Origin of the sequence: Mangrovibrevibacter kandeliae, assembly GCF_024519155.1 — a bacterium.
GTDB classification, from domain to species: Bacteria; Pseudomonadota; Alphaproteobacteria; order Rhizobiales; family Rhizobiaceae; genus Mangrovibrevibacter; species Mangrovibrevibacter kandeliae.
Genome location: NZ_JANIFJ010000001.1, coordinates 369,819 through 383,150, shown reverse-complemented (window position 1 = coordinate 383,150; position 13,332 = coordinate 369,819). Strand labels below are relative to the sequence as shown.

Below are 13,332 nucleotides of genomic sequence, written 5' to 3'. Positions count from 1 at the left end.
CCGCGCGAGCCGGCCATGATCAGCGGATGCCCTTCGACACGACGCTCGACATGTCGTCGGCGGCCTGGATGACCTTGGAGTTCATCTCGTAGGCGCGCTGCGCCGAGATCAGCTCGGAGATCTCCTTCACCGGATCGACGTTTGAATCCTCGACATAGCCCTGGTGGATCGTGCCGTAGCCCGGATCGCCCGGCACGCCCGCCACCGGCGCGCCGGAGGCCGCGGTCTCCATGAACAGGTTGCCGCCCTGTGCGGCGAGGCCGGCATCGTTGGCGAAGGTCACGAGGGTCAGCTGGCCGAGCTCCTGCTCGGCGCCGTTCACCGTGGCGTAGACCTGGCCCGACTGATTGACCGTCACCTTGGTGGAGTCGATCGGGACCGTGATCGCCGGCTCGACGAGATAGCCGTCGAGATTGACGAGCTGGCCCTGGTCGTTGGTGTTGAAGGCGCCGTCGCGGGTGTACATCACCTCGCCGCCGGGGCCGGTGATCTGGAACCAGCCGAGGCCGTTGATCGCCATGTCGAGCTGATTGCCGGTCTGGTCGAGCGTGCCCTGGATGTGCACGGTGCGGATCGCCGCGGTGCGCACGCCGAGGCCGAGCTGGGCCCCCTCGGGCACCACGGCCTCGCCGCCGCGCGCCGGCACGCCGGCGGTGCGCTCGACCTGATAGAGCAGGTCGGTGAATTCGGCGCGCGAGCGCTTGAAGCCCGTCGTGTTGATGTTCGCGATGTTGTTCGCGATCACCTCGACATTGGTCTGCTGCGCATTCATGCCGGTGGCGGCGATGGCGAGTGCTCTCATGATGCGGTCCTCGAAACGGTCGGTTCTGGAGCGGCGGCCTCAAGGCCGCCAGGCAGGCGGTCAGGCCCGGTCAGATGGCCATGCGGGAAAGGTCGAGATAGGCGGCGACGACCTTGTCGCGCACCGCGACCGCGGTCTGCAGCGTGCGCTCCGCCGACATCACCGCATCCACCACGGCCTGCGTCGAAGCCTGGCCCTTGACGCCCTGGATGGAGACGGCCTCGGCGTTCTTCAGGCTGCCGATCGCGTCCGACGCGACCTGCTTCATGACGTCGGAGAACTGCGGGGCCTCCACGGTCTGCGCCGCGGACGCCCCGGACAGCGGCCGGGTGCCGAAGTCGCCGGAGACTTTGGAGAGATCGAGGGACGGCAGGCTCGAGCCGATTGCGGGAACCATAGGGCTTAGCTCCTCAGGAGATCGATGGTCATGGAGATCAGGTCGCGCGATTGCTTCACGACCTGCAGGTTGGCCTCGTAGGACCGGTTCGCCTCGCGCATGTCGGCCATCTCGACCAGCATGTTGACGTTCGGCATCTTCACGTAGCCGTCGGCGTTGGCGGCCGGGTTGCCCGGGTCGTGCTCGACGCGAAACGGGGTGCGATCGCCGTCGATGCCGTCGATCTGGACCATCTCGCTGCCTGACACGGCGTCGAGCACGCTGCCGAAGGTCACGATCTTGCGCCGATACGGGTCGCTTCCCGCCGTTTGACCGGTGGATTGGGCGTTGGCGATGTTTTCCGAGACGACCCGCAGGCGCGTCGACTGGGCCTGGAGACCGCTCGCGGCGATCTTCAGTGAGGAGATGATCGGATCAATCATGGCTCTAGCTCTTCACGCTCGACAGAAGCATGCGGTGGAAGGACTTCACGATGGAGGTCGTCAGCTGATAGTCGCGCTGGACCTCGCCGGCCTTGAGCATCTCCTGCTCCAGGCTCACCGAGTTGCCGGAATGGAGAACCTCCCAGCTGTCGCCTTCCGTCGTTTCGACGTTGGCGTCGCCTCGGCCACCGGCGCTCACGAGGTGCATCGGGCTGGTACCGGCCATCTGCAGGCTGGTCGCCTGCATGACCTCGGAGAAATCCTTGACGTCCTTGGCCTGGTAGGCGGGCGTGTTGGCGTTGGCGACGTTCTCGGCGACCACCGACTGGCGCACCGAGAGCCATTCCGACCGGCGCGAGGCGACACCCATGAGGTAGATCTGATCCATTACGTCATCGACGCCCTGTTAACCATGTCCGGAGAAGTACGCGGAGGCGCTTGTCTGAAACTTACGGGCGAGGCCCCTCTCCCGGTGAGCGACGTCAGGCTCCGGTGGCGTCGACGACATGACGCAGCGGCCGCCGCACAGGCCGCGTCGGCAATGCGGAAGCCGGATCGCCGGGGGTCTGAGGCGTCTGAGAGAGTCCCGACCGCTCACCGGAGGGCGCGCGGCTGGAGATCGCGGCGTCGGGCAGGGTCGTGGCGGGAACGGTCCGGGGCGCGGCACCGCGGTCGCGATCGCGGCACGCGTCCGTCGGGCTTCAGATCAGCGGAGAGTCACGAGCAGTCCGCCTTGAGCCGTCGCCTCGCGGCGAGCTGCGCAAGGCAACGGGCGGTTCGTCCCGGCAGGGCGCCCGGAGAGCGATCCGGCGTTCGCCGCAGATGCTCTAGTTCGAGACGGCCGGCCGCAGCGGCACGAGACGCGCCGCGTCGATCGCCATGCGCAGCCGCTCGGTGTTGACGTCCGGATTGGGATCGGGATCGTCGATGGCGAGATATTCGAGATCGACCGCCGCGTTGGCGGCGCCGAGCTCCAGCCGGAAGTGCGCCGAGACGGGCTCGTACTGGAACTCCATGTCGAGCGTGATCAGGGGGCTCGAACTCCAGGTCAGCTCGACGTCGCCGCCGAAGCCGAAGCGCAGTGCGCCCGGTTTCAGGTGCAGCTCGCTCGACGACCGGATGAGGTCGGCGATGTTGGCGAAGCGCTCGAGCCGGATGAAGGCGATGTAGTCGGTGACGTCGACGAGCCGCAGCTCGGCGACCACTTCCTTGATGCCGTCGGCGAGGGCGCGTTCGCGCGCAGCCGTGTGTCGGTTTCTGATATCGAGCATGGGCTAGACCGCGGCGGCTCCCACCTTCGTCCCGGACTGGGAATAGAGATAGTATATGATTTCAGCCACCGCTTTGAAGAACTGCGGCGGAATCATCTGGTCAATCTGGACATGGTCGTACATGGACCTTGCCAACAGCTTGTCTTCGATCACCGGCACGCCGTTTTCCTCGGCGATCTCGCGAATCTTCAGGGCGATGAGGTCGGTCCCCTTGGCCACAACCACCGGCGCCCCGCCCTCCTCGCGGTGATAGCGCAGCGCGATGGCGTAGTGGGTCGGGTTGGCGATCACCAGGGTCGCCCCCGGCACCGCCGCCATCATCCGCTTGCGGGTGCGCTCCCGCGCGATCTGGCGCTGGCGCGCCTTGACCATCGGATCGCCCTCGGCCTGCTTCATCTCCTCCTTGATTTCCTGCTTGGTCATCTTCAGGTCGCGCCGCCAGTGCAGGCGCGAGAGCAGGAGATCGGCCGCCACCAGGAGGATCGTCGCGATCGAGACGCCCGACAACAGCTGCATCGACAGACTGAGGATGGTCTCGGGCAGGAGAAGCGGATCGGAGAACATCGCCTTTACCAGCGCCTCGTACTGCGAGGCGAGCAGCAGGCCGACGACGCCGCCGATGGTGAGGAACTTGAACAGCGCCTTGCCGAACTCGGTGAGGCCGCGCACGCCGAAGGTCCGGCTCCAGCCGCTCGTGATCGAGATGTTGGACAGCTTCGGGCGAATGCGCTCGAGATTGATCTGCGGCGGGTTCTGGATGAGGGAGCTGACGACGCCGCCGAAGATGAACAGCGCTGCGGCCGGCAGCAGGAAGCGCCCGCACTCCAGCCCGAGCATGGAGATGAGATGGAGTGCATCGGCACCATTCTTGAGATCCCACTGCGTCGGGTTTTCGTAGGTGGTCTCCAGTGTGACGAACAGCCGACCTGCGCCCTGGCGAGCCTGAAAGGCGATGAAGGCCATGGTCGCGAGCAGCGAGGCCAGGATCGGAGCTTCGCGCGAGAACGGCAGGTTGCCCTTCTCGATGGTGTCGCGAATCTTCTTTTCTGTAGGCTGCTCAGTTTTGCTGTCTCTGTCAGATGCCTCCGACACGGTATGCCCCACTCCAGGTTAACATCCGGCCCCACGACGCAGCAGAGCGCTAGGAGGCGGGTGGTGAGGCCGCGGAGGATCAAACCCCCGCGGTCGGCATCGACGCACCGCCGGTGGCGGGCGGACTAGGCGTCCTCCTGCTCGCGCAGCTGGATCTTGCCTTCGCCGGCAAGCCGAAGGGCACTCTGCGAGATCAGGCGGCGCGCGGCCGCGATGTCCGCCGCCGGACGTCCGTTCGGCTGCGCGAGCTCGGCTTCCACCATGCGCCGGGCACGGGCGCCGAGCGAGGCGAGCACCGCCTCGCGGATATCCTCCGAGGCGCCCTGCAGAGCCATGATCACCTGCTCGGTCTGCAGCTCGTCGAACAGCACGAACCGCGACTTCAGCGGCAGGTAGACGACATCCTCGAAGGCGAACAGCAGGTTGCGCAGCGCCAGGGCGTCTTCCGGCTTGACCGCCGAGAGCGACTCCAGGAGCTCGTCCGTGTGCCGCTTGTCCATGCGGTTGGCGATGTCGGCGAGCGTGGCGTGCCGGCCGCCGCCCGTCTTCTCGGACGAGGACAGGAAGCCCTGGCGGATGTGCATCTCGAACAGGCGCTGCACCGGACCTGCCAGCGGCTTGACCGACAGCATCCGCCGCATGACCTCGATGCGGAAGGCCGCCTCGAACTTCGACACGATGGAGGCCGCGAGATCGGCGTCGAGGCGGGCCAGCATGACCGCGACGACCTGAGGATGCTCCCGGGCCAGGCCCGGTCCGAGAACGTCGTGGTCGAGTTGGTCGACCTCGGTCCAGACCGCACCGGTGTCGATCTCGAAGGCGTCGTCCTCGGTGTCGCCGTTGCCCTCGACCAGGGCCGCGAGCTGCTCCGGCGTCAGCGAACTCTGCAGGAGCTCGTGCATCTGCTGCGCCGGACCGCTGAGCCCGGGCCCGACCTTGAAGGCCTCCTGGAACTCCTCGACCAGGAGATCGAGCTGCTCGCGCGACACCGGTTCGAGATCGGTGGCGCTCTGACGCAGGGTGCGGATCTCATCCGGCGTCAGATGCTTCAAAACCCGCGAAGCGCCGGGCGATCCCATCGCCAGCAGGAGGATGGCGGCGCGCGCCGCCCCTCCGTGCGGGAGCTCGCCGAGGCGGGTGTCGGTGAGGTAGGCGATCGCCATTCTGGTCTCAGGCCGCCAGACCCTTGGCGCGCGTCTGCTTGGCGCCGGGGGTCACGATCTCGGTAAGGGTGATGCCGAAGCGCGAATCCTCGCGCTCCAGGACGACGATCTCGCCGCGGGCGACGATCCGGCCGTTGACCACGATATCGACCGGCTCGCCGACCTTGGAGTCGAGCTTGACGACGGCGCCGCGGCCGAGCTTCACGAGCTCGCCGACCGGCATGACGGCCGAGCCGAGCACCACCTGCATGGTCACCGGAATGTCCATGATGATGTTGAGGTCGGGCTTGCCTTCGGCAGCGGCCGCGACGGGGGTCTCGCCCGGCAGATCCATCATGCCTTCCGGCATCACCATCGCGTCTTCGTCCTCGTCCGCCTCGCCGCCGATGGCGGCGTCGTCGAACTCGAAGGTCTGGTTCAGGGAGATCTCGTCGTCTTCTTCCATAGCGCTGTTCTCGCCTTAAGCCTGAATTGCCGAAGCGCGGTGAAGCACCCGCACGTCCTGACCTAGCGGCCGGGGCTGGTGCGAAACCGACGCGTGGCGATCGTGGCGATCGCGTCCCACAACCTTCATCGCGGTCGGCTCGGGCGCGACGTCCACGTCCACGTCCGCCGCCGCGCCGCCGCGGCAGTGCCAGTCGGCACGTGCGACCAGCGTCTCGAGACGTGACAGGATCGCCCTTGCTTCGTCGCTGCGGTCCTCGAGCGCACGCAGGGTATGCACGCCCTCGTACTTCAGCGTCACGACCGCATGCGCGGCCTTGTTGATCGCCTGCTCCGAGGCTTCCAGCGCCCCGCCGAAGCCGGCGCTTTCGTCGCGCAGGCGGCGCAGCTCGCGATACATCACGATGGTGCGCCAGCTGGTGAAGCAGAGCGCCGCGACGAGAACGCCGTCAATCAGCAAGGATGTCATCGATGAACTCCTCCGTCGGATCGACCCGCTCCTCCACCTGCACGACGTAGAAGTCGCGCGAGCGGCCGACACGGCCGCGGAACAGGCGCTGGTCCTCGCATTCGATGTCGATCAGGCTGTCCATCGTCTCGTCGAGCACGATGGTGTGGCCGACGGCGAAGCGGGACACCTCGTCGAGCCGCAGCTGTTTCTTGCCCAGCACCGCGCGCACCTTGAGCTCGGAGTGGTTGAAGCCCTTCTGGAACTTCTTCACCCAGCTCTCGTCCGGCGGCGCCTTGACCTCCGGCACGTGGCTGAGGTGGCGGCGGTTGGCGGCGATGAAGCTCTCGGGGATCGCGTAGCGCAGCGAGGAGCGCAGCGCGCCGAGCTTGATGTCGAACGTGACCGACACGTAGCGGGTCTTTTCGCCCGGCAGAACTGCGGCGAGCGCCTCGCCGATGTCGCGCTGGATCAGATCCTTCGCCACCATCTGGATCGGCTCGATGTCGCGGAACGCGGCATTGCCCGCCCTGTTGATGGTCTTCAGCGCGAGCTCGACGACACCCCTGTCGAGATCGGTGAGCACGCGGTCCTTCGTCTCGGCAGTGCCGCCGTCGCCGCCGAAGAAGGCCTCGAGGAGGACGTCGTCGAAGCTCGCGTCGACCAGCACGAAGCCGGGCTCGGACCAGCCGCTCGAATTGACCACCGCCGCCAGCGACGCCTGCTGGTAGTCCTTGGACTGCTTGAGGAAGGTCATCGCCGACATCGAGACCAGCTCGACGATCACCGGCGACACCGACAGTCCGGCCATCGACTCGCCGGCCGCTTCGGCCCACTTCTGGACGATCACCTTGAGACGCGGCAGGCGGCTCGGCTCGACTTCGCTCGCTGAGCGCAGCCTGGCGCCGATGTTGCCGGACGCCACGGTTTCCTGGGGAAGCGCGCTCATCGGATCAGGCCGCCTGGGCGGCGCTGCCGCCACCGATGGTCTCGGTCTCGACCTGGTCGATCGTCGGCCGGTCGTAGGCGGAGATCGTCTTGCGGCCGTATTCGAGCGCCACCTGCGGCATCGCGCCGTTCATGTAGGCGATCAGGGCCTGCTTGATGATGACGTAGAGGCGGACCCGCTTCTCGCGCACCGACTTCACCTTGGTGGCGATCGGGCCGATCACGCCGTAGGAGAAGAAGATGCCGGCGAAGGTGCCGACGAGCGCGGCGCCGATCAGGTGGCCGAGCACTTCCGGCGACTGGTCGAGCGCGCCCATGGCCTTGATGACGCCGAGCACGGCCGCCACGATGCCGAGCGCGGGAAGGCCGTCGGCCATGTCCTGCAGCGCGGCCTTGGGCTTCAGCGTGTCGCGGCTGATGGTGTTGATCTCTTCCTCCATCAGCGCCTCGATCTCGTGCGGCCGGGCGTTGCCGATGATGATGAGTCGGCAGTAGTCGCAGATGAAGTTCATCATCATGGTGTTCTTCATGATCTTCGGGAAGGCCTGGAAGATCTCCGACTCGGTCGGGTTGTCGACATGTGCCTCGACCTCCGAACGCGACTTCGACCGCATCTCGCGCATCAGCTGATGCAGGATGCCGAGGACGTCGAGATAGTCGCGCTGGGTGGGCGCGGCGTTCTTGAACCCTTCCATCACCGCCTTGCCGGTGTCCTTCACGACCTTCATCGGGTTGGCGACGAGGAAGGTGCCGACCGAGGAGCCGAGAATGATGACGTATTCGAAGGGCTGCACGAGCACCTCGAGATGACCGCCCATGGCGACGAAGCCGCCGAGCAAACATCCGAGCGTTACGACAAGTCCAATCAGGATGCCCATGGGTTCCCCTTCAGGTGCGATGCCTCTCCGGTCTGACTAGAAAGGAGTGCTTGTGCGAGCCTGACTGGGTCCGGAACAGGCTGGCGCAAGCTGACTTCTAGATTTTCCGGTCGAGCGGCTGGCCCCGCCCGGAGAGAGTTCATGCTGAGTGCCTCGGCGACCGTCGTCACCCCTTCGCGCCGTCCGGGTTCGGGCGGCGGCAAGGGTGCGCGCACGCCGCAGGCCGCCGCTGTCAGCTCAGTAGACACCGGCAGTGTCGTCCGAGGGGTTAAGAGCATCCGCCGAAATCGACATGATCCCGCCCGCGCCGCGCCGTTTCGGCCGGTGGATCGTGCCGGTCGCCTGAACGCCAACACCATCCGCATCGAGGAATAACCCGCCCATGCAATCCGCGCTGCCCGTCGCACTCTCCGCCCAGCTCGCCACCGAGAAGCGGCTCGAGACGATCGCGAACAACATCGCGAACGCCCGCACAGTCGGATTCCGCGCCGAAGAGGTGAAGTTCGAGCAGCTGCTGTCGGAGGCCGGCAGCACCCCCGTCGCGTTCGCCTCGAAGGGCGAGACCTTCATCTCCACCCGCACGGGCGAGCTGAGCCAGACCGGCAATACGCTCGACATGGCGGTCAACGGCGACGCCTGGTTCGGCATCCAGGGTGCCAACGGCACCGTCTACACCCGGGATGGGCGCATGCGCGTCAGCGAGGCCGGCGAGTTGCAGACCCTGAACGGCGAGGCCATCCTCGACGCCGGCGGCGCGCCGATGCTGATCGACCCGAACGGCGGGCCGCTCAACGTCGCCCGTGACGGCATGATCACCCAGGGCGGGCAGCAGCTCGGTGCCGTCGGCCTCTTCACCATTCCGGCCAACGCCAAGCTGTCGCGCGCCGGCACCTCCGGCGTCGTGCCGGACATCGCCGCCGTGCCGCTCCTCGACTTCGCCCAGGCCGGTGTGATGCAGGGCTATGTCGAAGGCTCCAACGTCAACCCGGTGCTCGAGATGACCCGGCTGATCACCGTGCAGCGCGCCTTCGAGAGCGCCGCCAAGCTGCTGCAGGATAGCGAGGGCTCGCTCAACGACGCCGTCAAGTCGCTCGGAGCGACTTCGTGACGACCGGAGCGGCGATCGGCGCTCTCTCCATGCTCGACGAGCCCTGTCTCGACATCGGCGGCCACATCGTCGACGTCTCGCCCCAGGCGTTCCGCGTCGCCGGGCTCTCGCCCTTCGTCAAGCTCGGCGACTGCGTCGTCTGTCCGGGCGAAGACGGCGACGAGCTTGGCGAAGTGGTTCGGATCGAGGAGGCCACCCTCACGGTCAAGCCTTACTCCACCCGCTTCAACCGCGGCGTAAAGGCGCCGGCGCGGCGCGCCGGGCCGCTCACCGTCGCGCCCGCAGAAAGCTGGAAGGGCCGCGCCATCGACGCCTTCGGCCGGCCTTGCGACGGGCTGGGACCGCTCGAGCGCGGCGACCGGGAGTGCCTGACCGACGCGATGGCCCCGCCGGCGATGCGGCGCGCACGCATCAAGCAGCCGGTGCCGACGGGCGTGAAGGTGATCGACCTCTTCACCCCGCTGATCAAGGGCCAGCGCATCGGCATCTTCGCCGGCTCGGGCGTCGGCAAGTCGACCCTGATGGGGATGCTCGCCCGCGCCAAGGGCTTCGACACCGTGGTGGTGGCGCTCGTCGGCGAGCGCGGCCGCGAGGTGCGCGAGTTCCTCGAGGAGACCATGCACGGCCAGCTCGCCAATGTCGTCACCGTGGTGGCGACCGGCGACGAGAGCCCGATGATGCGCCGCCTTGCGCCGAAGACGGCGACGACGGTGGCCGAGTATTTCCGCGACAGGGGCGAGCACGTGCTCCTGATCGTCGACAGCGTCACCCGCCTCGCCCACGCCGCGCGCGACGTGGCGCTGGCGGCCGGCGAGCCACCGGTGGCGCGCGGCTATCCGCCGAGCGTCTTCTCCGAGCTGCCCCGGCTTCTGGAGCGCGCCGGACCCGGCCTCGACGGATCGGGCACCATCACCGGCATCTTCTCCGTGCTGGTCGACGGCGACGACCACAACGATCCGATCGCCGACGCCATCCGCGGCACGCTCGACGGCCACATCGTGCTCGACCGCGCCATCGGCGAGCAGGGCCGCTTCCCGGCGGTCGACGTCCTGAAGTCGATCTCGCGTCTCGCGGACCTGTCCTGGAGCCCGCAGGAGCGCGAGCTGGTGACGCGCCTGAAGTCGATGATCGCCCGCTTCGAGGACACCAGCGACCTGCGCCTGCTCGGCGGCTACCAGCGCGGCGCCGATACGGCGCTCGATCAGGCTGTCGACCTCGTGCCCGTCATCTATGACGGCCTCATCCAGAAGCCCGGCGACAGGATCTCGACGACCCCGTTCGACGATCTCAGCCGGCAGCTGAAGCAGGGCATGGCCAAGGGCTGACAGCGCAACCGCGGCGCCGGCAACGCAAGGCTTGCCCGCCCTAAGCGCGGGCAAGCCCCTCCCTGAGCCGTTCGGCCTGTTGCCGTCCGCTCACACTCTCAAGCCGATACGATGAACATTCCGGCGATCGCCAGCACCTGTTCCTTCGTCAGCGGCTCGTCGAAGGCTTCGCTGACTGCGGAGGCAGGGACACCGCTCGGCGTTATCCCGAGCTCCACCGTCTTTCCTTCTCCGGCGTAGACCGGCTGCGCCGCAGCTGGCAGGCTGCCGCGAGATGATCCCGTGATCCAGGGCTTCTCGCCGCGCAGCCGCCGAACCTCGGCGGCATGTCGGGCCTCCACCGAGTGGATCTTTAGCGCCGTCGTCAGGATGAAGTCGGCACCCATTAGCTTGGTCGCCTGACCCTTGTAGGCGCGCACGCCGGTGTCTTCGAAAGCCTGCGACAGCGCAACGAAGGTGCGATAGTTCGTGAACACATCGCCAAAGGTGCCGCCAGCGGTGAAGTCGAATTTCGGCTTCTGGACCGCATCGAGGCCAAGCACCGTCTTGAGCAGCGCTACGTGCTCGCTCTCGTGCTTGGATATCTGCTCGAAGACCGGACGAACGCGCGTCGGGATGAGACCCGGTTTGCCCAGCGCGGTCGTGTAAAAGTCGTCCTCCAGGTACTCCAGGGTGAGAGCGAAATTCAGGACCTCAACGACCGTCTTGGGCATGCCGCCGCTGACGAGGCGTGCGGCACAGGCGCCGAGCAGTACCGGCACCGATGCCAGCACCCCCAGGCGAAGCGCGTTTGTCACGATGAGGTCGCGGCGCGAGGCGACTTTGGTTGCGAATGCGGGCTCGATCCCGCCGAGAAGCGTTTGATAGGTCACGAGACTCTCTCTTGCTTGGGCTGGGATCAGGACAGTTGCGGCGCGGTCACAGGCGTACGAATGAAGGGCCTGGCCGCAGATAGGACCTCCGACGGGCTCTTGGCTTCATCGAGGCCGCCGATGCCGACGACGTCGTCACCCGCGAAGGCGGAACTAAAGGGAGCGATCAGGTCGCGTATCGTTGCTGCATGCCGCGCTTCCACGGAAACGATTTTTCCTGCAAGCAGCAGATATTCCGGCTTCTTCAAATACTGCCCGCCGCCATTGTATGCGGCGACGCCAAGGTCTTCGAAGGTGCGAGCAGTCGTGAGGACACTGTCGCGGCTTCCGAAGTCAACCTTGGAGAAGTCCACGGTCAAGGCGGGGATCGCATTTCGTCCGAGTGCGGCACGGAAGAAGTCCCGATGCGCGATCTCGTGATCTCGGATATCCCTCAGTATGTGCCGTTCAGCTGAGCTCATGCGGCGATACGGAGTGCGCGTCACCTGTGTATAGAAGGCGGCCTCGAGCTGCTCGAGCGCGTAGGCGTAATTGAGGATTCCGACATCGCCCATCCCGAGGTCGATGCTGCCGTCTGCCGCCATACGCGACCCTCCCGGGGCCGCCGCCAGAGCATCACCCAGGCTGAGATCCGATATATCAAGCCCAGCGGCGAGCATTCCCACCACTGCCGCGCTCGAAAGTTTCAAAAACTTTCGCCTCTCACTCACGGCTTCTTGACTTGACTGCTGATGGTAATCTTGCATCGGGCGTCTCCTCTTTTCCCCGATCTTCGATCCCTTCATCAGACATGGTCACTGAATAAACGACAGTGCAATCCGGCAACACTTTTTCCCGTTAGCCGAATACATACATCTCGTCTTTGATGATCGCCTGGGACCCTTAGGCAAGCGCTACAGAGCATGTGGCAACCTGAACCTGCGGGAGCGGTGTTACCGACCGAGAGCTGCGGTGTATAACCGCAGCTCTGGTGAGTGGACGAGGAGGATCAGCAAACATGACCACACCGCCTTTCAAGGCCGACCACGTCGGCAGCTATCTGCGGCCGCAGCGTCTGCAGGAGAAGCGCACCGCCTTCGCCGACGGCAAGCTCGAGGCTGAGGAACTGCGCGCGGTCGAGGACGAATGCATCCGCGAGGTGGTGCAGAAGCAGGAATCGGTCGGCCTCAAGGGCATCACCGACGGCGAGTTCCGCCGCACCTTCTTCCACGTCGACTTCCTGGAGCGTCTCGACGGGGTCGAGGTCACCTATGGGGAGTTCAAGACGCACTTCCGCAAGGACGACGGCACCGAGGTGGGATTCGCCCCGCCGACGATGCACGTGCGCGACAAGCTCAAGCATTCGAGCCCGATCCAGGGCGCCGACTTCGACTTCCTGAAGTCGGTCGTCCGCGAGACGCCGAAGGTTTCGATCCCGGCCCCGTCGATGCTGCACTTCCGCGGCGGACGGAAGGTCATCTCCGAGACGGCCTATCCCGATCTGGAGGAGTTCTACGACGACCTGACGGCGGCCTATCGCGAAGAGATCGCCGACCTCGCCGGGCGCGGCTGCCGCTACCTGCAGCTCGACGACACCAACCTCGCCTATCTCTGCGATCCGAAGATCCGGGCCGAGACCGCCGCCCGCGGCGACGATCCGGACACGCTGACCCGCCTCTACTGCCGGCTGGTCAACGATGCGATCAAGGACCGCCCGTCGGACATGGTGATCTCGGTGCATCTGTGCCGGGGCAACTTCAAGAGCGCCTGGGTGGCGCAGGGCGGCTACGAGCCGGTGGCCGAGATCCTGTTCAACGAGATGGCGATCGACGGCTTCTTCCTCGAGTACGACGACGAGCGCTCGGGCGACTTCGCCCCGCTCCGCCACATGCCCAAGGGCAAGACCGTGGTGCTGGGGCTGATGTCGTCGAAGTCGCGCGAGGTCGAGCCCGCCGACCTCGTCAAGAAGCGCATCGACGAGGCGTCCAAGTTCGTCGATCTCGACCAGTGCGCGCTGTCGCACCAGTGCGGCTTCTCCTCCACCGCGCACGGCAACGACCTCACCGAGGACGACCAGTGGCGCAAGCTGGAGCGCTGCGTGGCGGTGGCGCACGACGTCTGGGGCTACTGAGGCGACGGACCCGGCCGGCCGGACGGCCGGGTCCGTCCTCGACGACGCGCGG

17 protein-coding genes are annotated in these 13,332 nt (G+C 66.5%); 4 read left to right on the top strand and 13 right to left on the bottom strand.

The window, feature by feature from the left end:
* Window positions 1–19 precede the first annotated feature (19 nt).
* The 11 genes from flgG to motA form a co-directional block, all read right to left on the bottom strand.
* Window positions 20–802, bottom strand: coding sequence for a flagellar basal-body rod protein FlgG (flgG, locus tag NPA30_RS01815; protein WP_256800619.1), 783 nt, complete (start codon window positions 800–802; stop codon window positions 20–22).
* Between the two features lie 70 nt (window positions 803–872).
* Window positions 873–1,199 (bottom strand): flagellar hook-basal body complex protein FliE, encoded by a 327-nt coding sequence (locus tag NPA30_RS01810; RefSeq protein ID WP_256800618.1) that lies wholly within the window; start codon window positions 1,197–1,199, stop codon window positions 873–875.
* Between the two features lie 5 nt (window positions 1,200–1,204).
* Window positions 1,205–1,621, bottom strand: a complete 417-nt coding sequence (gene flgC, locus NPA30_RS01805; RefSeq protein ID WP_256800617.1) for a flagellar basal body rod protein FlgC — start codon at window positions 1,619–1,621, stop codon at window positions 1,205–1,207.
* Between the two features lie 4 nt (window positions 1,622–1,625).
* Window positions 1,626–2,009 carry a flagellar basal body rod protein FlgB gene (gene flgB, locus NPA30_RS01800; RefSeq protein WP_256800616.1) on the bottom strand — a complete coding sequence of 128 codons (384 nt, stop codon included), beginning with the start codon at window positions 2,007–2,009 and terminating at the stop codon, window positions 1,626–1,628.
* 439 nt (window positions 2,010–2,448) lie between these two features.
* Window positions 2,449–2,892, bottom strand: coding sequence for a hypothetical protein (locus NPA30_RS01795; protein WP_256800615.1), 444 nt, complete (start codon window positions 2,890–2,892; stop codon window positions 2,449–2,451).
* A 3-nt stretch (window positions 2,893–2,895) separates the two neighbouring features.
* The gene (flhB, locus tag NPA30_RS01790) at window positions 2,896–3,984 is read right to left on the bottom strand and encodes a flagellar biosynthesis protein FlhB (RefSeq protein WP_256800614.1); all 1,089 of its coding nucleotides are present in this window, start codon (window positions 3,982–3,984) and stop codon (window positions 2,896–2,898) included.
* A 125-nt stretch (window positions 3,985–4,109) separates the two neighbouring features.
* Window positions 4,110–5,147 carry a FliG C-terminal domain-containing protein gene (locus NPA30_RS01785; protein WP_256800613.1) on the bottom strand — a complete coding sequence of 346 codons (1,038 nt, stop codon included), beginning with the start codon at window positions 5,145–5,147 and terminating at the stop codon, window positions 4,110–4,112.
* Window positions 5,148–5,154: 7 nt separating this feature from the next.
* Entirely contained in the window at window positions 5,155–5,502 is a 348-nt protein-coding gene (gene fliN / locus NPA30_RS01780; protein WP_372338752.1) for a flagellar motor switch protein FliN, read from the bottom strand.
* A gap of 105 nt (window positions 5,503–5,607) precedes the next feature.
* On the bottom strand, window positions 5,608–6,060 hold the full coding sequence (locus NPA30_RS01775; protein ID WP_256800612.1) for a hypothetical protein: 453 nt from the start codon (window positions 6,058–6,060) through the stop codon (window positions 5,608–5,610).
* Window positions 6,041–6,988, bottom strand: coding sequence for a FliM/FliN family flagellar motor switch protein (locus NPA30_RS01770; RefSeq protein ID WP_256800610.1), 948 nt, complete (start codon window positions 6,986–6,988; stop codon window positions 6,041–6,043). Before NPA30_RS01770 ends, NPA30_RS01775 begins: the two co-directional genes overlap by 20 nt.
* 4 nt (window positions 6,989–6,992) lie before the next feature.
* A complete protein-coding gene (gene motA / locus NPA30_RS01765; RefSeq protein ID WP_256800609.1) occupies window positions 6,993–7,865 on the bottom strand; it encodes a flagellar motor stator protein MotA in 873 nt (290 codons plus the stop codon).
* 141 nt (window positions 7,866–8,006) lie between these two features.
* Between motA and NPA30_RS01760 the strand changes: the two genes are divergently transcribed.
* Genes NPA30_RS01760 through fliI form a run of 3 tightly spaced genes read left to right on the top strand, consistent with a single transcriptional unit; the run spans window position 8,007 to window position 10,298 of the window.
* Complete coding sequence (locus NPA30_RS01760; protein ID WP_256800608.1) at window positions 8,007–8,240, top strand: hypothetical protein; 234 nt, start codon at window positions 8,007–8,009, stop codon at window positions 8,238–8,240.
* A gap of 7 nt (window positions 8,241–8,247) precedes the next feature.
* On the top strand, window positions 8,248–8,973 hold the full coding sequence (gene flgF, locus NPA30_RS01755; RefSeq protein WP_256800607.1) for a flagellar basal-body rod protein FlgF: 726 nt from the start codon (window positions 8,248–8,250) through the stop codon (window positions 8,971–8,973).
* 29 nt (window positions 8,974–9,002) lie between these two features.
* Entirely contained in the window at window positions 9,003–10,298 is a 1,296-nt protein-coding gene (fliI, locus tag NPA30_RS01750) for a flagellar protein export ATPase FliI (protein WP_256801529.1), read from the top strand.
* Between the two features lie 98 nt (window positions 10,299–10,396).
* Here fliI and NPA30_RS01745 read toward each other — a convergent pair whose 3' ends face one another.
* Together NPA30_RS01745 and NPA30_RS01740 are read right to left on the bottom strand one after the other, a co-directional pair.
* Complete coding sequence (locus tag NPA30_RS01745; RefSeq protein WP_256800606.1) at window positions 10,397–11,170, bottom strand: ferritin-like domain-containing protein; 774 nt, start codon at window positions 11,168–11,170, stop codon at window positions 10,397–10,399.
* A 26-nt stretch (window positions 11,171–11,196) separates the two neighbouring features.
* On the bottom strand, window positions 11,197–11,916 hold the full coding sequence (locus tag NPA30_RS01740; protein WP_256800605.1) for a ferritin-like domain-containing protein: 720 nt from the start codon (window positions 11,914–11,916) through the stop codon (window positions 11,197–11,199).
* Window positions 11,917–12,167: 251 nt separating this feature from the next.
* Between NPA30_RS01740 and NPA30_RS01735 the strand changes: the two genes are divergently transcribed.
* On the top strand, window positions 12,168–13,280 hold the full coding sequence (locus NPA30_RS01735; protein WP_256800604.1) for a 5-methyltetrahydropteroyltriglutamate--homocysteine S-methyltransferase: 1,113 nt from the start codon (window positions 12,168–12,170) through the stop codon (window positions 13,278–13,280).
* Window positions 13,281–13,332 lie beyond the last annotated feature (52 nt).

Coding starts and splice junctions, on each gene's coding strand:
- flgG (WP_256800619.1), bottom strand. CDS start 802: ATGAGAGCACTCGCCATCGCCGCCACCGGCATGAATGCGCAGCAGACC.
- NPA30_RS01810 (WP_256800618.1), bottom strand. CDS start 1,199: ATGGTTCCCGCAATCGGCTCGAGCCTGCCGTCCCTCGATCTCTCCAAA.
- flgC (WP_256800617.1), bottom strand. CDS start 1,621: ATGATTGATCCGATCATCTCCTCACTGAAGATCGCCGCGAGCGGTCTC.
- flgB (WP_256800616.1), bottom strand. CDS start 2,009: ATGGATCAGATCTACCTCATGGGTGTCGCCTCGCGCCGGTCGGAATGG.
- NPA30_RS01795 (WP_256800615.1), bottom strand. CDS start 2,892: ATGCTCGATATCAGAAACCGACACACGGCTGCGCGCGAACGCGCCCTC.
- NPA30_RS01785 (WP_256800613.1), bottom strand. CDS start 5,147: ATGGCGATCGCCTACCTCACCGACACCCGCCTCGGCGAGCTCCCGCAC.
- fliN (WP_372338752.1), bottom strand. CDS start 5,502: ATGGTGATGCCGGAAGGCATGATGGATCTGCCGGGCGAGACCCCCGTC.
- NPA30_RS01775 (WP_256800612.1), bottom strand. CDS start 6,060: ATGACATCCTTGCTGATTGACGGCGTTCTCGTCGCGGCGCTCTGCTTC.
- NPA30_RS01770 (WP_256800610.1), bottom strand. CDS start 6,988: ATGAGCGCGCTTCCCCAGGAAACCGTGGCGTCCGGCAACATCGGCGCC.
- motA (WP_256800609.1), bottom strand. CDS start 7,865: ATGGGCATCCTGATTGGACTTGTCGTAACGCTCGGATGTTTGCTCGGC.
- NPA30_RS01760 (WP_256800608.1), top strand. CDS start 8,007: ATGCTGAGTGCCTCGGCGACCGTCGTCACCCCTTCGCGCCGTCCGGGT.
- flgF (WP_256800607.1), top strand. CDS start 8,248: ATGCAATCCGCGCTGCCCGTCGCACTCTCCGCCCAGCTCGCCACCGAG.
- fliI (WP_256801529.1), top strand. CDS start 9,003: ATGCTCGACGAGCCCTGTCTCGACATCGGCGGCCACATCGTCGACGTC.
- NPA30_RS01740 (WP_256800605.1), bottom strand. CDS start 11,916: ATGCAAGATTACCATCAGCAGTCAAGTCAAGAAGCCGTGAGTGAGAGG.
- NPA30_RS01735 (WP_256800604.1), top strand. CDS start 12,168: ATGACCACACCGCCTTTCAAGGCCGACCACGTCGGCAGCTATCTGCGG.